Source organism: Solibacillus sp. FSL W7-1472 (assembly GCF_037969775.1).
Lineage (GTDB): Bacteria > Bacillota > Bacilli > Bacillales_A > Planococcaceae > Solibacillus > Solibacillus silvestris.
This window is the reverse complement of sequence record NZ_CP150208.1, coordinates 565,789-588,374: the sequence shown is the minus strand read 5'-3', so window position 1 is coordinate 588,374 and position 22,586 is coordinate 565,789. Positions and strand designations below refer to the sequence as shown.

Annotated in this window: 20 protein-coding genes; 1 reads left to right on the top strand and 19 read right to left on the bottom strand. The window is 39.7% G+C overall.

What is annotated here, in order from left to right; genetic code table 11:
• Positions 1-243: 243 nt before the first annotated feature.
• From MKY07_RS02915 to MKY07_RS02840, 16 genes are all read right to left on the bottom strand, one after another.
• Positions 244-603, bottom strand: coding sequence for a cytochrome c (locus MKY07_RS02915; RefSeq protein WP_339264619.1), 360 nt, complete (start codon positions 601-603; stop codon positions 244-246).
• A 361-nt stretch (positions 604-964) separates the two neighbouring features.
• Entirely contained in the window at positions 965-2,257 is a 1,293-nt protein-coding gene (locus MKY07_RS02910) for a HAMP domain-containing methyl-accepting chemotaxis protein (protein WP_008404464.1), read from the bottom strand.
• Between the two features lies 1 nt (position 2,258).
• Positions 2,259-2,708 carry a low molecular weight protein arginine phosphatase gene (locus MKY07_RS02905; protein WP_082990858.1) on the bottom strand — a complete coding sequence of 150 codons (450 nt, stop codon included), beginning with the start codon at positions 2,706-2,708 and terminating at the stop codon, positions 2,259-2,261.
• A 19-nt stretch (positions 2,709-2,727) separates the two neighbouring features.
• Positions 2,728-3,225: a manganese efflux pump gene (locus MKY07_RS02900; protein WP_008404468.1), complete on the bottom strand. Its 498-nt coding sequence runs from the start codon at positions 3,223-3,225 to the stop codon at positions 2,728-2,730.
• Between the two features lie 113 nt (positions 3,226-3,338).
• The gene (locus tag MKY07_RS02895; RefSeq protein WP_339263742.1) at positions 3,339-4,370 is read right to left on the bottom strand and encodes an L-threonylcarbamoyladenylate synthase; all 1,032 of its coding nucleotides are present in this window, start codon (positions 4,368-4,370) and stop codon (positions 3,339-3,341) included.
• 31 nt (positions 4,371-4,401) lie between these two features.
• On the bottom strand, positions 4,402-5,016 hold the full coding sequence (locus MKY07_RS02890; RefSeq protein ID WP_339263741.1) for a stage II sporulation protein R: 615 nt from the start codon (positions 5,014-5,016) through the stop codon (positions 4,402-4,404).
• Positions 5,017-5,059: 43 nt separating this feature from the next.
• Entirely contained in the window at positions 5,060-5,923 is an 864-nt protein-coding gene (gene prmC / locus MKY07_RS02885; protein WP_008404474.1) for a peptide chain release factor N(5)-glutamine methyltransferase, read from the bottom strand.
• A complete protein-coding gene (prfA, locus tag MKY07_RS02880) occupies positions 5,910-6,986 on the bottom strand; it encodes a peptide chain release factor 1 (RefSeq protein ID WP_008404476.1) in 1,077 nt (358 codons plus the stop codon). Before prfA ends, prmC begins: the two co-directional genes overlap by 14 nt.
• Positions 6,987-7,193: 207 nt before the next feature.
• Positions 7,194-7,766 (bottom strand): thymidine kinase, encoded by a 573-nt coding sequence (locus MKY07_RS02875; RefSeq protein WP_008404479.1) that lies wholly within the window; start codon positions 7,764-7,766, stop codon positions 7,194-7,196.
• Between the two features lie 420 nt (positions 7,767-8,186).
• Positions 8,187-8,387, bottom strand: coding sequence for a 50S ribosomal protein L31 (gene rpmE / locus MKY07_RS02870; protein WP_008404481.1), 201 nt, complete (start codon positions 8,385-8,387; stop codon positions 8,187-8,189).
• A gap of 252 nt (positions 8,388-8,639) precedes the next feature.
• Entirely contained in the window at positions 8,640-9,923 is a 1,284-nt protein-coding gene (gene rho / locus MKY07_RS02865; RefSeq protein ID WP_008404483.1) for a transcription termination factor Rho, read from the bottom strand.
• A gap of 191 nt (positions 9,924-10,114) precedes the next feature.
• Positions 10,115-11,080 carry a class II fructose-bisphosphatase gene (glpX, locus tag MKY07_RS02860; protein WP_008404484.1) on the bottom strand — a complete coding sequence of 322 codons (966 nt, stop codon included), beginning with the start codon at positions 11,078-11,080 and terminating at the stop codon, positions 10,115-10,117.
• Between the two features lie 156 nt (positions 11,081-11,236).
• Positions 11,237-12,514, bottom strand: a complete 1,278-nt coding sequence (locus tag MKY07_RS02855) for a UDP-N-acetylglucosamine 1-carboxyvinyltransferase (RefSeq protein ID WP_008404487.1) — start codon at positions 12,512-12,514, stop codon at positions 11,237-11,239.
• A gap of 258 nt (positions 12,515-12,772) precedes the next feature.
• Entirely contained in the window at positions 12,773-13,423 is a 651-nt protein-coding gene (fsa, locus tag MKY07_RS02850; protein WP_008404490.1) for a fructose-6-phosphate aldolase, read from the bottom strand.
• 184 nt (positions 13,424-13,607) lie between these two features.
• Entirely contained in the window at positions 13,608-14,462 is an 855-nt protein-coding gene (locus tag MKY07_RS02845; protein WP_065216618.1) for a class II fructose-bisphosphate aldolase, read from the bottom strand.
• 187 nt (positions 14,463-14,649) lie between these two features.
• Positions 14,650-15,021 carry a response regulator gene (locus MKY07_RS02840; RefSeq protein ID WP_081483462.1) on the bottom strand — a complete coding sequence of 124 codons (372 nt, stop codon included), beginning with the start codon at positions 15,019-15,021 and terminating at the stop codon, positions 14,650-14,652.
• Between the two features lie 342 nt (positions 15,022-15,363).
• Here MKY07_RS02840 and MKY07_RS02835 point away from each other — a divergent pair, with 342 nt between their 5' ends.
• A complete protein-coding gene (locus MKY07_RS02835) occupies positions 15,364-15,936 on the top strand; it encodes a DUF2529 domain-containing protein (protein WP_339263738.1) in 573 nt (190 codons plus the stop codon).
• 344 nt (positions 15,937-16,280) lie between these two features.
• Here MKY07_RS02835 and MKY07_RS02830 read toward each other — a convergent pair whose 3' ends face one another.
• The 3 genes from MKY07_RS02830 to icmF form a co-directional block, all read right to left on the bottom strand.
• Entirely contained in the window at positions 16,281-17,885 is a 1,605-nt protein-coding gene (locus MKY07_RS02830) for a CTP synthase (RefSeq protein ID WP_008404498.1), read from the bottom strand.
• A gap of 355 nt (positions 17,886-18,240) precedes the next feature.
• Positions 18,241-18,825 (bottom strand): DNA-directed RNA polymerase subunit delta, encoded by a 585-nt coding sequence (gene rpoE / locus MKY07_RS02825; protein WP_008404501.1) that lies wholly within the window; start codon positions 18,823-18,825, stop codon positions 18,241-18,243.
• 511 nt (positions 18,826-19,336) lie between these two features.
• Entirely contained in the window at positions 19,337-22,579 is a 3,243-nt protein-coding gene (icmF, locus tag MKY07_RS02820) for a fused isobutyryl-CoA mutase/GTPase IcmF (protein WP_339263736.1), read from the bottom strand.
• Between the last annotated feature and the right edge of the window lie 7 nt (positions 22,580-22,586).

Sequence of the window (22,586 nt, the reverse complement as noted above, 5' to 3'; positions counted from 1 at the left end):
GTACCATTTATTCCAGAAGAATAACACGTCTTTTCCGAATAACTTTCAAAATACATGCATAAAGACGAATATTACGACAACAATTATAGTGTATTGTTAACTTTTTAGTAATATTCTTATATTTATTCATTATTAATTATGGTAATGTTCAGCTTTACGTGAGTTTGTTATGTTAAAAAGCTTTTGCACAATTTATTTTACTAAAAAAAGACCGCTCATTGACTATGAGCAGGCCTTTAACAATTATTGTAATGATAAAATATATTCTGCTACCGCTTCTTCTTCGCCATCCGCTGTACCCTTCGGCATTGCACCTTTACCATTGACTAGTACATTCACGATTTCCTCTTTTGATAAAGAAGTGTTCGTTAAGTCCGGTCCCATTGATCCCGTTAAGTCTCCACCATGACATCCTACACAGCTGGCATTTGCCACTTTTTCACCTGCCGAGACATCTGAATTTTCAGCTGCGTCCTTTTCTCCGGATGATTCAGTCGATTCGGTTGGTGTAGAATCAACAGAATCTGTAGTATCCGCGTCCTCCGCATCACCACATGCAGCGAGACCTGCTACGACTACACCCATTAGTAACCAGTACTTCATCTTGTTCAATATAAATCCCCCCAGGACTAATTATTGTAAACAATAGTGTACCATACCCAGTCTTTTTGTTTTTGAAACGGGTTCGTGATTTTGAAAGCATGGTAGTGTTTATTAGAACTTTTACTTTGGATATTAGAAAATCGCTAACGTTTATTTGAACATCTATAACCTTTATTAGCAAATCTGAAAAGGATTTTAGAACAAGCAGCCAATATATTAGAAGATAGACATTTTATTAGAACTTTACCGCGGTTATTAGAAAATCTCACCTCGATATTAGAAAACATCCTTCAAATAAAAAATACCCAACAGATAAACCATGCCCGTTTATCCATTCGGTATTTTAAAACGATCTTCCCATCTACTGTGTGCGGTCGAATTGTTGAATCATTCGATAAAGCTCTGCAGACTGTTGCTTTAAATTACTTGCCAGTTCCTCTACTTGCTTGATCGCTTCAGCTTGTTCCAATGAAGCAGACGTTACTTCCTGAGCACTTGCAGAAGTTTGTTCGGCAATTGCCGCCACTTCCTGTGACTGGTGTGACGTGTGTTCGATATTTTTCATTTGCTGTGCGACTAAATCCGAAATTTGGACGACATCATCTGCCATTTCATAAACGGATTTTGTCATGCCTTCTACTGCCGACGTTGTTTCAGAAACACGTGACGATTCATTTACCGCAAATGATACTTGTTCGTTCATCTGTTTAACGACAACCGATACATTTTGCTGCATTGTGTGGATCAATGTTGTAATCCCCTGAACAGCACTTGCACTTTCATCCGCCAGACCGCGCACTTCCTCTGCCACAACCGCAAAGCCTTTCCCATGCTCACCTGCTCGTGCAGCTTCAATCGATGCATTTAATGCAAGCAGATTCGTCTGTCCTGCGATATCGCCTACTAAACCTATAATCCGTTCAATCTGCTCGGCATTTTTTTCTAGCTCACGAATATTTACTAATGAATTTTCATTATCTGTTGCAATTTTTTTAATACTGTTTACAACGCCATGGATGGCATCTGTTGTAGACGTTAAGTTTGTTAAAAGATTTTTTGAGCGACTTGCTGTATGTAACGCTTTATTGTTCACTTCCGCAGCTAATGTGCGAACTTCTTCAATGGCTTCCACTGTTTCTTGAATGGCAACCGCCGAAGATTCAGCCCCCAATGAAATCTGGCTAATATTGCTTGTAATTTGCTCAGCGTTGTTCGTTACAGAAATACTTTCTTCCGACAGCTTCAAAATCGTTTCATCGGTTGACTTATAATTGTCTTCAATCCCGTTTACCATCTTGCGCAAATTGATCACCATTGTTTGGAATGCCTCTGCTACTGAGCGGATTTCATCATTGGTTTTCGGCATTTCGACATCTTGTCCGATTTTACCTTCCGCTACATGGTTTGCACTGCGCTCCAATTGCTGTAATGGGCGAACAATGACTAAACCAAATACCGCAGCCAATGCACAAGACCAAAAGATCCCTAATAAATAGGTTATAATCTGAAATACGCTTGTGCTTGTCGATTCAAAAAACATTGGGCGTAAGTATTCGATAAATACAAAACTGCAAGTGTAGGTAATCAGCGCTAATATCCCGACAAATAATACGAGCTTCTTGCGCAAACTAAAGACCTTTTTCTGAGAGTTCATGTTAAATTTTATCCTCCAATTTCAATTTCGTTTCCAGCTTGTTGATTGCTTCGTTCAATTGCTCGTATGTTTGTTCATATACTTGCAGGTTTCCACCGAATGGATCTTGAATATCCAGACCAGTTTCCATCGCTACATACTCATTTAGCGTAAACGTTTTATGTGCCGCTTCTTCTACTAAACGGAGGACCATTTCTTTATGAGCGTTCGTCATCGTTAAAATCAGGTCCGCCCATTGTGCATCTTCTACCGTAAATCGGGATGAACGGTGCGATTGCGAAATATTTTTTCTATGCAATATTTCCTTTGCGTTCAGGGACATGTCACTGCCTTCGTGCGCATAAATACCTGCTGAACGCACAGTAATATTCTCATAGTTTTTTGCTTGTAAAATTGCTGCTGCCATAGGACTTCTACACGTGTTGCCTGTACAAATAAAATAAATATTAATGTTCCTCACACCCTCTAATTTACCATTTTAGTAGCATCACACTCATAATAATCAAGAGGAGTCCTGCTACTTTCTTTAATGCATTATTCTTAAAAATTGGTGATTTTTGCGCTATTACCAATGCCGCATATGACAATATGAATGTCGAGAGGCCGGCACTAATAACAAAAACATATTTTTGTAAATTTAGCATACCAAAAGATAGGCTAACTGAAAAGGTGTCAATACTTGCAAAAATCGCAATTATCGGTAAAGACATCGCAGGAAAACTTTCATCTTTCTTCGAGAGCAGTAATTGCAGTCCAACAAAAAACAATAATAATGTAGAAAGACCTGATGCCCAGTTTGTTAAATAGACGGCAAGCCATTCCCCAAAGCGGTAACCGAGTAACGGAAAAAGCATATGTAAAAAGGCCGTCCATAAAGCTAATAACCATTTCGCCTTAACATTTGTAGCAATTAAATAAAGTGCAACGACATCGAACGACATTAAGATCCCGGCAACTACTTCTTGCATCTATTCCCCTCTTCCACTAAGCGCTGTTGTAATTTATGCTTTTGGGCGGGGAAATATCCTTTTGTTTATACACAAAAACCACATCCCATTGTTATAAGATGTGGTTTGATTTTTTAAAGTGAATACCATTTGCCGCCTGCAGCTTTTTCCAGACGGTTCATAATCGCTGTACCAACACCGGTTTTTGATGTTGCCGTCGCTAAAATAATCGTAGCATCCGTTTTATCGCATGAACGCAATGCATCATATAGTGAAGCGCTCATTTGTTCGAGATCATGTGCATTCCCGAATGAAAAATAATAATCGGCCTCAATCTCTTCAAAGTTTTGCGGTGCCAATAAGGCCACTTTATGTACCGGTTTTAATTCGGCAATAGCCGTTTCAATCGCTTTTTTATTTGCTTCTATTAAATAGACAGGTGCATCCGGAGCATAATGAGTATATTTCATACCAGGCGCTTTCGGTGTCGATTCAATTTTCTGCTGTTCCAGACTTGGCTCAACAACTGGTCCAATTACTGCTTCGAGCATTTCTTTCGTCACTCCGCCCGGCCGTAAAATAACAGGTGTATCCAGTGTGACATCCAAAACGGTCGATTCAAGTCCGATTCCCGTCATTCCTCCATCCAAAATACAAGGAATAATGTTTTGCAAATCCTCAAATACATGTTCAGCTTTCGTCGGGCTAGGCTTGCCGCTGCGATTCGCACTTGGCGCGGCTAACGGTTTCTTTAATGTTTGAAGAAGTTCCAGTGCTACTGGATGATCGGGCATACGAATTCCAACCGTATCTAATCCTGCCGTAACACTCGGCGCTAAAACATTCGGCTTAACATCCATAACAAGCGTTAATGGACCTGGCCAAAAAGCCTCCATACATTTTTGGGCAACTTCCGAAATATTTGTTGTATACAGCGATACTTCTTCTACCGTTCCGATATGAACAATCAATGGATTATCCGAAGGTCGTCCTTTTGCAGCGAATATTTTCTTCACTGCCTGCTCATTTGTCGCAACGGCACCTAGGCCATATACGGTTTCTGTCGGAAAAGCGACTATTTCGCCGTTATTTAATAAATCCACAGCCTGTGTATAATTTTCTGAATTATCCACAAATTCATCCACATTTAATTGAAAAGTGTGCATTACTTTTTCCTCCTTTCTGTAAATGTTTGATTTAACTATCCACAAATTGTGAGTAAGTTGGATCATTTTCTACAAGTTCTTCTGTGTTTTGTGGATCACTTTTTTCCATATGTTTCTCCCACCATTCAGCAATAAAAAATGGCGGCCGTTCATTTTCCACCGGCTCATTAACTATACAAAGCGTTGGGAATACTGCACAGAACCAGTTTTCGCCACGACCTTGCCCAATAATGAAGTTAACAGAATAATATTCTTTTTGCGGATAAAACTGACCAGCCACCCATTTCGGAGGGATTAAGTTATCCCCAAACTTATAGGTAATTTTTAATTGTGGGTAAGTTTCCTGAATTTCCTGATACATGTTTTCCACACTGTGGATATCTTCTGAAAATTCAGGTGTATTTTGCAAATAGGTTTGAATTGTTTCCACTACCTCATACTTGATGAGCTGGTCGGCATTTGTCGAACTGTTGGCAATAACGCGGAATTTTAACTGGTCATTGCTTTCTCCTTGATCAATGCGGATATCATCTACGAAAGTAGGTATAAATGTAGCAGCACAATATAGAAATAAAACACTTATTAGTAATTTAGCAATCGCTAAAAATAGATTGGATTCATTTTGAATATCGTAATCATGTAACATAATCATTCCCCCTTGCAAACATTGTTTACAAGGAATCTATTTTTTATTCACTAATCTCACAAAAAACAATACGATCTTTTTTATTTATATCTTGAACGACTGATACATAGGCATTTGGAAAGCTTTTTTTGAAAAAATCCGCTACGGCTTCTCCTTGTGTATATCCTATTTCCAGACCAATTAACGCCGGCTTTTTCATAAGGGCCGGTAAGTTTTCTGCTAGTTTACGATAAAGCAAGAGTCCATCTTCATCTGCAAACAATGCCTGATGCGGTTCGTGAGCTACGACAACATCGGACATCTCCTCCATTTCCTCATAGGCGATATAAGGCGGATTCGAAAGTACAACATCCCATTTTTCATTCGCAATCGGTTCTGTTAAGTCGCCCAGCTTAAATTCAATTTCTGCCTGCAGCTGCTCAGCGTTTTTTTGTGCTGTTGCAAGTGCTGCAGGGGAAAGATCTGTTGCTGTTACATCAAGTTGCGGACATTCTTTTTTCATCGTAATAGCAATCGCACCACTGCCTGTCCCAATATCGGCAAACTTCAGCTTTTGATTATCCCCAAATAACTTGCGAATACGCTCAATCGTTCCGACAACCAGTTCTTCCGTTTCCGGACGAGGAATCAGTACCGATTCATCAACTACAAATGTACGGCCGTAAAATTCCTCTACACCCGTTATATATTGTACAGGAAGCCCTTTCACATGTTCTTGAATAAAATCATCGAACTGCTGTTGCTGCTCTTCAGGTAGAACATCGTGCATCTTCATCATTAAACCCGAATAGCTTGTCTGTAAAATATGCTGCAATAAAATTCTTGCGGCATTTCCTTCGCGACCGTTCTTCTCTAAAAAAGAAGAAGCCCCATTCAGGGCCTCAAAAATGGTTTTATGCATCTTCATTTAAATTTGATAAGCGTGTTGCCTGCTCATCTAAAATAAGTGCATCGATGATTTCATCCAATTTACCTTCAACGATTTGGTCAAGTTTTTGAATCGTCAAACCAATTCGGTGATCTGTTACACGGTTTTGTGGATAGTTGTAAGTACGGATACGTTCAGAACGGTCGCCTGTTCCTACTGCTGTCTTACGTGTTGCATCGATTTCAGCCTGTGCTTCTTGACGGTGTTTATCCGCTACACGCGCTACTAAAATTTTCATCGCTTTTTCACGGTTCTTAATTTGTGAACGTTCATCTTGCATCGAAACGACAACACCTGTCGGTAAGTGGGTCATACGAACAGCTGACATCGTTGTATTTACCGACTGACCACCCGCACCAGATGAAGCGAATGTATCAACGCGAATATCTTTTTCATGAATTTCTACATCTTCTACATGAACTTCCGGTAAACATGCAACCGTAGCAGTTGATGTATGGATACGGCCTTGTGATTCTGTCGCCGGTACACGTTGAACACGGTGTGCGCCGTTTTCATATTTGAATTTCGAATAAGCACCTTGACCGTTAATCATTAAGATTACTTCTTTATAACCGCCTGCCGGGTTTGGTGTTGCTTCCATTACATCCACTTTCCAACCTTGCGTTTCCGCATAGCGTGTATACATACGGAATAAGTCACCTGCAAAAATATTGGCCTCGTCACCGCCAGCAGCTCCGCGGATCTCCATAATTACGTTTTTCGAATCATTCGGGTCTTTAGGAATTAATAAAATTCGCAGACGCTCTTCTAATTCCGGAACTTGTTTATTTAAATCATTAAACTCTTCCTTCATCATCTCCAGCATTTCTGCATCTTTTTCAATTTCCATTAATTCGCGTGTATCTGCCAGTTGCTCTTTCACCGATTTGTATACACGGTATACATCTACCATTTCCTGAATATCGGATTGCTCTTTCGAATATTCGCGAAGCTTATTAGAATCGCTGACGATATCCGGGTCGCTTAGCAATTCATTTAATCTTTCGTAACGGTCTTCAACCGCCTGTAAACGATCAAACATCTATATTTCACCTCTAAAAGTTATTTTGTTATTAGTTGTATTTCACTCGTCTTCTCACGAGTCACGTTAAAATGCACCTTTACTAGTATAAAGAAATTTTGCGGTTGTTGCTACATCTATGTTGAACTTTCTTCATATCATTTACACATTGGCACTCATATATTTAAATTTTGTTGTGTCGTTTCAATATCTATTCTTCACCTAAAATTATAGTGGCGGATTGGAATGACATTTGCGGCAAACAGGGTAATAACTATCATTACCCCCAATTTGAATTTGATCACCTGTACGGACTGGTTTTTTATTTTCATCTACTCGTAAATTCATCGTCGCTTTCTTATGGCAGAACCAGCAAATTGTTTTCATTTCCTCAATTTTATCCGCGTAAATCGTCATATAACGGCTGCCTTCAAACAGTTCGTTCTGGAAGTCATTTTTTAAGCCAAAGCCCATAACCGGAATGTTCAGCTCATCTACAATTTGAGTCAGCTGCAAAACATGTTCTTTTGTTAAAAATTGCACTTCATCAACTAGTACACAATATAATTTTCCTTCGTGTTTTTCCACGATTTCATATATATTTGTATCTTCAAAAACCGCAACTGCCGGACGTCTTAAACCAATTCGGCTTGAAACCGTACCGACTTCATCGCGCGTATCAATTCCTGAAGTAAAAATCATTACCGCTTTATTCTGTTCTTCATAATTGTGGGCAACTTTTAAAATTTCAATCGATTTCCCGCTATTCATCGCCCCATGTTTATAAAATAATTGCGCCATTTATTTATCCCCGTTTCTAAATAAAATTACAAGTTCGTTTTTCACCAACAAAAAACCTTGAGCATGAAACTCAAGGTCAACTTTTCACTTCTTTTATCTTAGCTAGTTTTTTGCCATTCGTCTATTGCAAAAGGTCCTCTATTTATTAGAATATTTCTCTTTAGAAAAACATGTGCGAAAGTTTTCTAATATCTTCTAAATTCTTCTAATATATCTTTATTTTTTCTAATAAAAGTTTGAAGTTCTAATATAATATGTACATTTTCTACTATCCGGTGGAGGTTTTCAAATAAATGATTCAGATTTTCTAATAACCTGTAAAACTGTTCTAATACCTGCTCAATATCTTCTAATAAAATGAAATCAGTGCTTCAAAAAATTAAAAACCCATTTCCAGCAATGCGGAAATGGGCAGAGGTATTATTTCATACCATATTTTTTGTTGAAGCGATCTACACGTCCGTCAGCAGAAGCGAACTTTTGACGACCTGTATAGAATGGGTGACATTCGTTACAGAACTCGATTGAGATCTTTTCTTTAACTGAACCTGTTTCAAAAGAATTACCACAAGAGCAAGTTACTGTTGCTACTTTGTAATCTGGGTGGATACCTTGTTTCATATTCGTTTTCTCCTCTCGCCCTGAACCATCCGGAACAGAGTATTTTCGAACTGCACCTTACATAGCCCGAATATGTCACTACATACGTAATGTGTTGAGGTCAGCTATATATGTGCACGTTTCATACTTAAAGAAGTATAGCAAGTTTTAAAAAAGGTTGCAACTATTTTATATTATTTTACGAAATTGAATGTATGTAGTTCCTCACTAAATCAAGAACTTGATTTCCATTCGCGCTCAATCTTCTAAAATCTATAACAACCCTTTACCGTTCGTAGCTTTCTTCATATCTGTATCAAGCTTTTCAAAGAATTCTTCGTTTGTTTTTGTTGTGCGTAGTTTGCGTAAGAACTTTTCACCAAAATCATGTGAATCGCTGAATGTTTTACGGATTGCCCATAATTTATCAAGCTGGTCTTTCGGAATAAGAAGCTCTTCTTTACGCGTACCTGAACGGCGGATATCGATTGCAGGGAAAATACGGCGTTCTGCCAAGCTGCGATCCAAGTGCAGTTCCAGGTTACCCGTTCCTTTAAACTCTTCATAAATTACTTCGTCCATACGGCTGCCTGTATCAACAAGAGCAGTCGCTAAAATTGTTAAACTGCCGCCCTCTTCAATATTGCGGGCAGAACCGAAGAAACGTTTCGGACGGTGGAATGCAGCAGGGTCAATACCACCTGAAAGTGTACGGCCGCTTGGCGGGATTACTAAGTTATAGGCACGTGCCAAACGTGTGATCGAATCCATTAAAATAATAACATCGCGTTTTTGTTCTACTAGACGTCGTGCACGTTCCAATACGATTTCTGCTACTTTTACATGATTTTCAGGCACTTCATCAAACGTTGAAGAAACAACGTCCGCATTTACTGAGCGCTCGATATCCGTTACTTCTTCCGGACGCTCATCGATTAGCAGGACGATTAGTTCCGCTTCCGGATGGTTTGTCGTAATAGCGTTGGCAATTTCTTTTAATAAAGACGTTTTACCGGCTTTTGGCGGTGCCACAATTAATCCACGTTGACCAAAACCAACAGGCGCTACTAAATCCATAATACGTGTTGAAAGTTTTGTAGGTACTGTTTCCAACTTAATATGGCGATCCGGATAAAGCGGCGTTAACGCCGGGAAATGCACACGCTCTTTTGCAACTTCAGGATCTTCGCCATTTACAGCATCAACTTGTAATAGGCCATAATAACGTTCATTTTCTTTTGGTGGACGAACTTTACCTGAAACTTTATCACCATTTCGTAAATCGAAGCGACGAATTTGGGAAGCAGAAATGTAAATATCCTCTTTTGAAGGAGAATAGTTAATCGGGCGCAGGAATCCGAAGCCGTCTGTAGGAATAATTTCTAAAACACCTTCCATGAAGAAGAAACCTTCTTGTTCAGAGCGGGTTTTTAAGATTGCAAAGATTAGTTCCTTTTTATTTAGCTTACTAGCATTTGATAATTTGTATTGCTTCGCCAAAGCATATAATTCTTTTAATGTCATGCTTTCTAATTGAGCAATTGTTAATGCTGTCATACGTTTTCTCCAGTCTATTAAAATTTAATTTTTTAAGTTATTGAAAGATTTTTAGGAATTTGTGTAAGAGAAGTATACTACACTTTATTTGAAAGATGCCCAGTTTTTACACTGGGCATTTATTATATTATAGTGTAAGTAATTTGAAAATGGGCATTTTCTATCTGAGGCTACTTACATTATACGGGAAGTTAAATTTGGTCATACTTTGGTTTTTTATCAATGCTGTGGCGTCCTTCGATAAAGCGTACTGTTCCTGTTTTTGCACGCATAACAACTGAATGTGTAAGTGCATAGGAACCTTTATATTGAACACCGCGTAAAAGCTCCGAATCTGTTACAGCTGTTGCTGCAAAAATAGCATCATCGCCTTTAACTAGGTCTTCCATCATTAATACTTTATCTACGTCGACTCCCATTTTTACGCAACGAGCAAGCTGTTCTTCATCTTCAGGTACTAGTTTCGCTTGGAAATCGCCACCTAAACATTTTAACGCAACTGCTGCAATAACGCCTTCTGGTGCGCCACCCATACCGAACATAATATCGATACCAGTTTCATCGAATGCTGTGTTAATCGCTGCACCTACATCACCGTCTTGAATGAATTTAATGCGTGCACCGGCTTCACGGATTTCATCGACAATATGCTGATGACGTGGACGGTCTAAAAGTGTTGCTACAACATCTGAAATATCTTTGTTTTTTGCTTTTGCCACTTGCAATAAGTTGTACGTAACAGAAGCGTTAATATCAACTTTACCTGCCGCTTCCGGCCCTACAGCTATTTTATCCATATACATATCAGGCGCATTTAATAGATTGCCTCGGTCTGCAATTGCCAGTACTGTCATCGCGCCATTTGTACCTTTTGCTACGATATTTGTACCTTCTAATGGATCTACTGCGATATCAACTTCAGGTCCGCCATTTCGAAGCCCTAATTCTTCACCGATATAAAGCATCGGTGCCTCATCCATTTCTCCTTCACCAATTACAACTGTCGCATGCATTGGGATTGTATCAAACATAACACGCATCGCTGTTGTTGCTGCGTCGTCCGCTTCGTTTTTAAGTCCGCGTCCCATCCATTTCGCTGATGCAATCGCTGCTGCTTCTGTTACACGTACTACTTCCATTGATAAACTACGTTCCATTTTGTGTTTGCCTCCTGTAATCGGTTAAAACCGATTTTAACAGCCTAAATTAACTGCTTTTTTGAATTGTATTATGAACTAACATATTTTTATTACCCAAATATATATTATCATACTCTCATCGTTGCGCGATTCGGATCACGAATTATAGCAAATTTATGCATTATTCTTTGTTTTAATGACAATGGACTCTTTACGAATATTTGCACCAATTGCACAAAGCTTTTCAATTAATGAACTATAGCCGCGTTCAATATGGTAGATATCGTGAATTTCTGTTTCACCTTTTGCGATAAGTCCAGCCAATACTAATGCAGCACCCGCGCGTAAATCTGTTGCCGTTACCGTGGATCCTTCCAAAGATGCAGGTCCTTGAATGATGGCCGTATTGCCTTCAACACGGGCTTTTGCACTCATACGTCGCAGTTCGTCTATATGCTTGAATCGGGCAGAATAAATTGTATCTGTAATCATCGATGTCCCTTCCGCCTGTGTCATTAATACAGATAAAGGCTGTTGGACATCAGTCGGGAATCCTGGATAGACCAGTGTTTTTACATCAACCGCCTGCAGGTTCTTTTGCTTGGAGATGTAGATGCTTTCCTCATTCTCTTCCACAGTTACACCCATTTCGCGAAGTTTAGCTGTTACGGCTTCCATGTGAAGCGGAATGACATTATCGACAAGTACACCATCACCAATCGCTGCAGCCATAATCATAAATGTAGCTGCTTCAATTCGATCCGGTATAATTGTATGTTTCGTACCTTTTAGCTCATCGACACCTTCAATACGGATAACGCTCGTTCCTGCGCCTTTAATATTGGCACCCATATTTGTTAAAAGTGTCGCAACATCAATAATCTCAGGCTCTTTCGCTGCATTCTCGATTGTAGTTTTCCCTTTTGCCCGGACTGCTGCCAGCATAATATTAATTGTTGCGCCGACACTTGCAACATCCAGATAAATTTTCGCACCAATTAATTCATCTGCGCGTAAGTAAATCGCACCGTGCTCATTTGTTACTTTTGCTCCTAAAGCTTCAAAACCTTTAATATGTTGATCGATTGGACGTGGCCCTAAAAAACACCCGCCTGGCATGCCGATTACCGCTTGTTTAAAACGTCCCAGCATGGCACCCATCATATAGTAGGAAGCACGTAATTTTTTTACATTGCCGTTTGGCAGCGGCATCGCAACCATTTTTGATGGATCAATCGTCATCTTGCCATTTTCGAATGTTACTTCTCCGCCAATTTCTTCTAGAAGTGCTTTTAACGTCCATGCATCTGAAATTTCTGGAATTCCCCCAATGGTAACGGAAGAATCTGCCAAAATTGATGCAGGAATTAAAGCAACTGCGCTATTTTTTGCACCGCTAACGGTTATTTTACCTTTTAGACGATTTCCGCCCTGAATTTTATAAACATCCATTTTGTGTTCTCCCTTACGATTGGACAAATTTCATCTTCATTCAGCAGAAGTCTACGGACATCTGCTGAATGAAGATGAGCTTCTGGCAGATGTCACAGATTTTTTAAAGGATGTTTTAATGAGGAAGTCAGCCTAAAAACGTCGCCGTGCGACAACGGCTGACTGACCCACGTCCTGTAGGCCTAAACTCAAAAAAATCTGGACACAATTACGCCGAGGCGTAATTGATAATAAGTCAACTGCTGTGAGTTATTCTTATTATTTCCCTTCTCGCTTTGCCCAATCCGCTAAAAATCCTTCAATTCCCTTGTCTGTTAATGGATGATTAAACAGTTGCTGTAAAACTTTGTATGGAGTTGTTGCAATATGTGCGCCAGCTAATGCAGCTTGCGTAATATGTTGCGGGTGACGAATAGATGCGGCAATAATTTCCGTTTCAATTTCGTGGATAGCAAACATTTCAGCAATTTCACGGATTAATTCTACGCCATCTTGACCAATATCATCTAGACGTCCTAAGAATGGAGAGACATAAGATGCGCCTGCACGTGCCGCCATCAATGCTTGGTTTGCAGAGAAAATTAATGTCACGTTCGTTTTGATGCCTTTTTCAGAGAAGTGTTTACATGCTTTTAATCCTTCTGGTGTCATTGGAAGTTTTACAGTAATATTCGGGTGAATCGCAGCCAATTCTTCCCCTTCACGAATCATTCCTTCTGCGTCTAAAGAAATAACTTCACCAGAAACCGAGCCGTTTACTAACTCAGCAATTTCACGTAAGCGGTCGTGGAAATTCACGCCTGATTCCTTTGCAACTAATGATGGGTTCGTCGTTACACCTGAAAGAATCCCCCAAGAGTATGCTTCTTTAATTTCGTCAAAGTTTGCTGTATCGATAAAAAATTTCATTATAATAGCCTCCGATTTACATTTGATTATAAAAACACATCTCGCTCATTTGTGAACGAGATGTCTTATGTTGAAAAACACGTGTTCACAAAGAAAAGTACGCATAGTTTGTGCACTTTTCTTTTGTGGATTCATTTATCCCGCTTTAACGGGTAGTAAAACTCTGCCTCTAAACTCAAGAAGCTTAGGCTTTTCCAGAGCTGCCGAATTCGCGCATTTTACCGATTACTGTCGCTTTAATCGCTTCACGAGCTGGACCTAAATATTTACGTGGATCATATGTTTTCTTATCATTTTCTAAAAACTCACGGATTACTTTCGTTGCCGAGATTTGGTTTTCTGTGTTGACATTAATTTTTGCTGTCCCTAAAGAAATTGAACGTTGAATATCTTTTGTCGGAATACCTGTTCCACCATGTAATACTAACGGAACATCTGTTAATGTTGAAATTTCTTCCATTTCAGCAAATCCTAAGTTTGGTTCGCCTTTGTAAGGACCGTGAACTGAACCTAATGCTGGAGCTAAACAGTCGATACCTGTAGCTTCAACTAATGATTTACATTCTTGCGGGTTTGCGTACATAATGCCACCAATGACACCGTCTTCCTCGCCGCCTACAGTACCAAGTTCTGCTTCAACAGATACGCCTTTTGCATGCGCATAGTCGACAACTTCTTTAGTCGTTTGGATATTTTCTTCGAATGGATGATGTGAAGCGTCAATCATTACAGAAGTAAAACCAGCATCGATCGCTTCTTTACATTTATCGAAGCTTGAACCATGATCTAAATGAATTGCTACTGGAACAGTTGTTTTGTAGCTTTCCATTAAGCCTTCAACCATTTTTACAACAGCAATGAAACCGCCCATATATTTTCCGGCACCTTCAGAAACACCTAGAATTACTGGTGACTTTTCTTCTTCTGCTGCTTGTAAAATGGCTTGCGTCCATTCTAAATTGTTAATATTGAATTGACCTACTGCATAACCTTCCGCTTTTGCTTTAATTAACATTTCTTTCATTGAAACTAATGCCATTATTAAAATCCTCCTCGAAGATACATAAATAGTTTGCTGCTAGAAAAACATAGTTTGCGCAAAATGCTTTTTTTAAGTATTTTTTTCATCGTCTATTCTATGCAAAATCACATGAATTGACAAAAACATTTAGATTAATCATAACAAAAACAGACAGTATGCGCTACTGCCTGCTCGCCTGTTTCATTTATATTTTTTCAGCCTTTTCTACTAGTTTATTAACTTCATCACGTACTTCAAAAATATTAAAAGGTTTTGTAAAGTATTTCAACACACCTAATTCGTTTGCAGTGTCCATCATATGCTGTTCAACATAAGCAGTCATCATCATTACAGGCAGCTCCGGGTGTTCTTCTTTCAAACGTGCTAAAATTTCCAGACCGTCCATTCCGGGTATTTTCATATCCAGTAGAACACAATCGAGCTCATTTTCCTGTGCAATTTTTATTGCATCAAAACCGTTTGCCGCTAAATAAGTCGTAAATCCTTCTTTTTTAAACACTTCATTTAGAAGCATCCTTATCCCCTGCTGATCATCTACTATTAGTATCCCCTTCAATGTGATCCCCCATTACAATAATAATTTATCCCGCATTAACGGGTAGTAAGACTTCCGCCTCTAGACTTCTCAAGTGCGAAAAGGATAGGCGGTAGCTCAACTACCCCTAAATGCCCGATCGGTTCGGGCCAACACGATGTTGGTCACACAAGCATTGTCACAGGACGTGACGGTTTTAGCTTGTGTTCCTTCTAATCAGTGGGCAAGAAAACCCTACTGATTGAAGTTTCACTTTATATAAGTTACATTCTATTACTAAATTGATTTCCCCTCTTTTATAGAGAGAGTTTGTGCTTTTGCTTTTTTATGTGCACAATTTTATAATAACTTTGAGGTGTAAATATGTCTAAAATTTTAACTACGCAATTAACAGGCCTTCTACAGCGCATACAGCAAACTGAAGAAGAATCAATTGAGGAAACTGCACGATTATTGGCACAGGCAGCAATCGGACAAGGAACAATCTACTTTGCGGCATTTGGTGAAATGGAAGCTGTTGCGGTAAATGCAGAGCTTAGTGCAGGTACATTCACTAAATTTGCACGTTATACAGAAGAGGTCGAACTAATGCCTGCTGACCGTGTGATTATTTTTACGCGTCATGCTACAGATGAACAAGCATTAAAGCTCGCACAGCAACTGCATGCAGAATTCATTCCATTTGCGGCTGTCGCAAGTGAAGCGGCCAGTGACGACAATCCGTTAAGCGACCTTGCTTATACGTATATTTCATTAAAAGTGCGTGGCGGCATTTTACCACATCCGACAAAGCTCGGCGAACGCATCGTTTTTCCGCATCTTATAGCAGCTTTATATATTTATGAAGCGATTAAGATGGAATTCGATGAAATGCTCGTAGACGATGATGAAGAGGATGACGAATTAATGGACGGCCATCCATCACCATTCGCATAAATTATTGGCGACTCTTAATCCATACTGGTGTGGGGGTCGTCTTTTGTATTTTTGAATTTATATGCGCCTTTCTATGATATAGAAGGAAAATTAGTTGTTCGGAGTGAAGACGGCGACTCCCAGGGGACAAGCACGTGGGAGAGACCTGGAACAAAAGCTAGGAGCGCCACGTCCTGTGGCAACGCTTTTGTGACCAACATCGTGTTGGCCTCGTGCCCCCAGGAAAGCGTCCGCCGTAACGGAGAACAACGGATACAAAGTATGTATACAAATTAAGCAGCTCAAACTTTACTATCGTAAAATTGAGCTGCTTTTAATTTTGGAACTGCTTTTGCCCCAACTCTTTATTTTTTATTATTAAATGCTGCGCCAACAAACTCACGGAATAATGGTTGTGGACGTTGTGGTCGTGAAATTAATTCCGGGTGGAACTGACCCGCAACAAAGAATTTCTTCTCTGGTAGTTCAACAATTTCTACTAATTTGTTGTTAGGAGATAATCCTGAGAATACCATACCTTCCGCTTCCATTGCTTCACGGAATTCATTGTTGAACTCGTAACGGTGACGGTGACGTTCGTATACTAACTCTTCACCATTGTAAGCCGCGCGTGCACGAGATCCTTCTTTTAATTTACATGGATATAAACCAAGACGTAATGTTCCGCCGATATCTGTATCTTCTGTTTGATCTGGTAAGAAATCGATAATCGGATACTTCGTATTTTTGTCCAGTTCTGTTGAATGTGCACCTTCCAAGCCCATAACATTACGCGCAAATTCTACTGTCGCCATTTGCATACCTAGGCAAATACCGAAGAACGGAACATCGTTTTCACGTGCATAACGGATAGATTCGATTTTCCCTTCAACACCACGGTCGCCGAAACCACCTGGTACTAAAATACCGTCTGCTTGTCCTAGCAACTCATCAACATTTTCCGCTGTAACATGCTCAGCATTGATCCAGTCGATCTCGATATCCGAATTGTATACATAACCTGCATGTTTTAATGCTTCAACAACTGAAATATAAGCATCTTGCAATTCTACGTATTTCCCTACTAAAGCGATACGTGTTTTGTGCTCCAAGTTTTTCACTAAATGTACAAGCTCTTTCCAATCTGTCATATCTGCTTTCGGCGCTGTAATACCGAAATGATCAAGAACGATTTGGTCAAAGCCTTGTGCATGAAGATTTAATGGAACTTCGTATAAATGTTCTGCATCACGTGATTCGATAATATCAGAAGGTTTTACGTCACAGAATAACGCGATTTTTTCTTTCATGTCCTGCGGCACTGGTTGTTCTGTACGTAATACGATAATATTTGGCTGAATACCCAATGAACGTAACTCTTTAACAGAGTGCTGTGTCGGTTTTGTTTTCATTTCACCAGCAGCTGCAATATAAGGCATTAGTGTACAGTGGATGTACATTACATTTTCATGGCCTAAATCACGGCGCATTTGACGAATCGCTTCAAGGAATGAAAGTGATTCAAAGTCACCTACTGTACCACCGATTTCCGTAATAACAACATCAGCAGAAGTTTCACGGCCAGCACGTTGTACACGGTCTTTAATTTCGTTTGTTACGTGAGGAATTACTTGAACTGTACCACCATTGTAGTCACCGCGGCGCTCTTTATTTAGTACCGATTGATATACTTTACCTGAAGTAACAGTTGAGTGTTTACCAAGATTAATATCGATGAATCGCTCATAGTGACCTAAGTCTAAGTCCGCTTCTGCACCATCATCTGTAACGAATACTTCACCATGCTGGTAAGGGCTCATTGTACCTGGATCAATATTTAAATATGGATCAAATTTTTGAATTGTTACTTCCAATCCACGATTTTTTAATAAACGACCTAATGATGCTGCTACAATCCCTTTACCAAGTGATGAAACTACCCCACCTGTTACGAAAATATACTTTGTCATACAAATTCCTCCTTCTTTTAAAACAAATTAGAAAAACACTCTATTGCTTCCTAAATGCAAGGGAATGTTTTTCTAATAAAGTGAAACTACCAATCATTGGGGATTTTAGCTCATCCCCTCGGATTATTAGTTGAACCAATCTGGATTTTACGGGGAGTTGATCTCCCGCGGACTCTAATCACCCGTTAATGCGGGATAAAAACGCCAGAAAAAATAAAAAACGCTCCTCCTGCACTATTTTGCAGGGGGAGCGTATAACTTATACGGTCAATCTCCTTTTTAAAGGAGCCCAAGTAAAAGATTATACGGAACTGAAATAGAAGTCAAGCACTTTCAATTTCCAATGTGAAAATACTTATTTTAACTCTTCGTCTTCTTCGTCTAACTCTTCATCTATTTCTTCTTCATCATCATCCTCGATAATAAATGTATCATCTTCATCGATTAGTTCTTCATCGATGTCAGGATCAATTTCTTCTATGTCTTCTTCAACGAAGTCGATGTCCTCATCCACTTCTTCCTCTTCTTCTTCGTCGTCAACGAATTCATCGTAATCTTCCTCGAATAAAACATCCTCTTCTTCAAGGTCGATAACTTCATCTTCATCTTCGTCGTCAACAGCTTTTGCTTTCTTCTTACGCGTCTTAATTGTTGGCGCTGTTTCTTCTTCGATTGTTTCTACTTTATACCACTCACGTAAACCCCAACCATTTTCTTGGTTTAATAAAAAACGGCCTTCTACGTTTAAGTCAGTATAAAATTGCACTAAACGTGATTTTAAATCTTCATCCGAAATCCCATTTAATGCTTGAATACCTTTTAATAATTCATTTAATGGCATTGCTTGTTTTTTATCTTCTAATAGTGCGTAAGCTAAGTCGATTAATGACTCTTCTGCTAATTGTTCATCTGTCATACCACGAAAGTTCAAATCGTGCACGTCCTTTCCATCCTTACATGTCTATTTATCAATTACGACTCGGCGTAATTGTGTCTGGATTCGTCTTCCAAATCCTTACCATCTGCCGAAGATCTTATACCCGTTCTGCTGTTGCTTGTACAACAACTGGATGGATATAAGCATAATACCCATTATATACAAACATGCTATCACTATGCTAGTTTCATTTCTTGTTTTTTAAATTTGTTACTTTTTTATAGGCAACATAAAATAAAATAAAGGATAAAAGCAGCAAAGGGATTGCTGCTAATTGTCGGTTATATAAAAAGAAGGTTGCAATTAGGCATGCTAAAATTAAAATATAATGTACATATTGTTGCACTATTGCGCACCTTCCTTCATCAGATCGTCCATGTATTTACTAGTATAACGAAAATTTCCGCACTCGTGGTATTCTAAGTTCATTTTTTTGCTTTTTTTTCAAATAACTAAGTAAAAAAGGCTTGTTATTAAGTTGTTTTCTGCAAGCTGCAAACAACAAATCTATCCCTTACATATTACGGCGGTATTGACCGCCTACTTCATAGAGGGCCTGAGTAATTTGGCCAAGGCTCGCTACTTTAACTGTTTCCATGAGTTCTTCAAAAATATTGCCGCCTGTTTTTGCGACTTCTTTTAATTGATCTAGCGCTTTTTGACTATTGTCCGCCTTCGCTTCTTTAAAGCCTGCCAAGTTTGCAATTTGTAGATCTTTTTCTTCTTTAGATGCACGTGCAATCTCCATGTTATTGATCGCTTCTTCAGATGGAGGATTCGGGTTTAAATACGTGTTTACGCCAATAATCGGCAGTTGTCCTGAATGTTTTAAATGCTCATAGTGCATCGATTCTTCTTGGATTTTCCCGCGCTGATATTGTGTTTCCATCGCACCAAGTACCCCGCCGCGATCATTCATGCGGTCAAACTCTTCCAGCACCGCCTGCTCTACTAGTTGTGTAAGCTCTTCGATAATGAATGCCCCTTGTAACGGGTTTTCGTTTTTTGATAAGCCGTGTTCCTTTGTAATAATCATTTGAATCGCCATCGCGCGTCGTACCGATTCTTCAGTAGGCGTAGTAATTGCCTCATCGTATGCATTTGTATGCAGTGAGTTACAGTTGTCCTGCAATGCCATCAATGCCTGCAGTGTTGTACGAATATCATTGAAATCGATTTCCTGTGCATGCAGACTGCGGCCCGAAGTTTGAATATGGTATTTCAGCTTTTGCGAGCGGTCATTTGCGCCGTACTTTTCACGCATGACAACAGCCCAGATGCGACGTGCTACACGACCGATGACTGTATATTCAGGGTCAAGACCGTTCGAGAAGAAGAAACTTAAGTTCGGTGCAAAATCATCGATATTCATACCGCGGCTTAAATAATATTCAACATACGTAAAACCGTTTGCCAATGTAAATGCAAGCTGCGAAATCGGATTCGCTCCTGCTTCGGCGATATGGTAGCCTGAAATGGATACCGAGTAATAATTTCTTACTTTATGATCGATGAAATATTGTTGGATATCGCCCATCATACGAAGCGCAAATTCTGTTGAGAAAATACATGTATTTTGCCCCTGATCCTCTTTTAAAATATCCGCCTGTACGGTACCGCGCACTACTTGCAATGTCTGTTCACGCGTTTCTGTAAATTCTTCCACCGTTAAAGTACGGCCCAACTCCTGTTCACGCTTCTGTACTTGCTGGTCGATTGCTGTATTCATAAACATTGCCAAAATAATTGGTGCAGGTCCGTTAATCGTCATCGATACAGATGTAGAAGGTGCACATAGATCGAAGCCTGCATAAAGTTTTTTCATATCATCCAATGTACAGATGCTTACGCCAGACTCCCCTACTTTTCCGTATATGTCAGGACGTGTATGAGGATCTTCCCCGTATAACGTTACTGAATCAAATGCCGTCGATAAACGCTTTGCATCATCATCTTTAGATAAATAGTGGAACCGTTTATTTGTACGCTCAGGAGTCCCTTCACCCGCAAATTGACGTTTCGGGTCTTCACCTTCACGTTTGAACGGGAAAACACCTGCTGTATAAGGGAATTCACCTGGTACATTTTCTTTATACACCCAGCGTAATATTTCACCGTAATCTTTAAAGTTCGGCAACGCGACTTTCGGAATCTTCAAGCCTGAAAGAGACTCGGTACGTAAAATGGTTTTAATCTCCTTATTACGCATTTTCGTAATGAGTTCGTCGCCAGCGTAAGCTTCTTTTAATGCATTCCAATTTTTCAGTATACGCTTCGACTCTGCAGTTAATTCATTTTGAACGCCTTCCAGTAAAGAATCAATTGATGCAGTTAATGCTGTTTCACTTTCCGGAAGCAGTGCTTTCGTTCCTTCAAGCTGATACCACTTCGTTGCCAGTAATGCCTGCTGTTCTGCATGCTTATGATAATTTCTGATTGTTTCCGAGATTTCGCGCAAGTAATAGCGACGGTCATTCGGAATAACAATGTTTTGCTTTTGCGTTTTCACAAATTGCTCATACGAAGTTTCCCAATCTAAACCGAACTTCTCATTAATTTTCGCTACAAGAGCCGCAAATAATGAGTTCGTCCCTAAATCGTTGAACTGCGAAGCGATCGTCCCGAATACAGGCATATGATCAAGTGGTTCTTCCCATAGTTCACGTGAACGCTGGAATTGTTTCTGAACTTGACGCAATGCATCTTCAGAACCTTTTCGTTCAAATTTGTTGATCGCAATCAAATCCGCAAAATCAATCATGTCGATTTTTTCAAGCTGTGTCGGGGCACCGAATTCGCTCGTCATTACATACATCGAAAGGTCTGTATGTTTCGTAATTTCAGCATCCCCTTGCCCGATACCACTTGTTTCAACAAGGATTAAATCAAATCCTGCTGTGCGTACAACATCGAGTACATCACCAATCGAACTTGATAATTCCGTATGCGAGCCGCGTGTTGCCAAACTGCGCATGTAAACGCGATTATTAAAGATGGCATTCATACGGATACGGTCACCTAATAAAGCCCCGCCTGTTTTTTGTTTTGTCGGGTCAACCGATATAATGGCAAGTTTCTTATCCGGGAATTCTTGCAGGAATCGGCGGATAAGTTCGTCTGTCAGCGAAGATTTCCCTGCGCCGCCTGTACCGGTAATCCCAATAACCGGTGTGTTTAAGCTTTTAGTTCGTGCAAGCTGCAGCATTTCTTCAATTTCTGCATCCCCGCCAACTTCGGCAGCTGTAATTAAATTCGCCAAAATTTCCGGCGTATCAGTCGAAAGTTGTTCTAAAAGTTCTTTGTAATTTCCTTTTAGTGTAGAAAAATCTGCACCTTCAAGCTTTTTGTTTATCATCCCTTGTAAACCTAATTGGCGCCCATCTTCCGGTGAAAAAATGCCGGCAATGCCATAATCATGCAGTTCCTTAATTTCGCGCGGCAATATTACACCACCGCCGCCACCGTAAATTTTAATATGTGGTGCCCCTTTATCGCGAAGCAGATCGTACATATATTTGAAATATTCAATATGACCGCCCTGATATGAAGATAGTGCCACCCCTTGCGCATCTTCCTGTATTGCAGCATTAACCACTTCCTCTACAGAACGATTGTGGCCTAAATGAATGACCTCAGCCCCACTTGACTGTAAAATTCGGCGCATAATATTTATTGAAGCATCATGCCCATCAAAAAGGCTCGATGCTGTGACAAAGCGAATATGATTTTTTGGTTTGTATACTTCAGTTTTCCCCATTTTAATA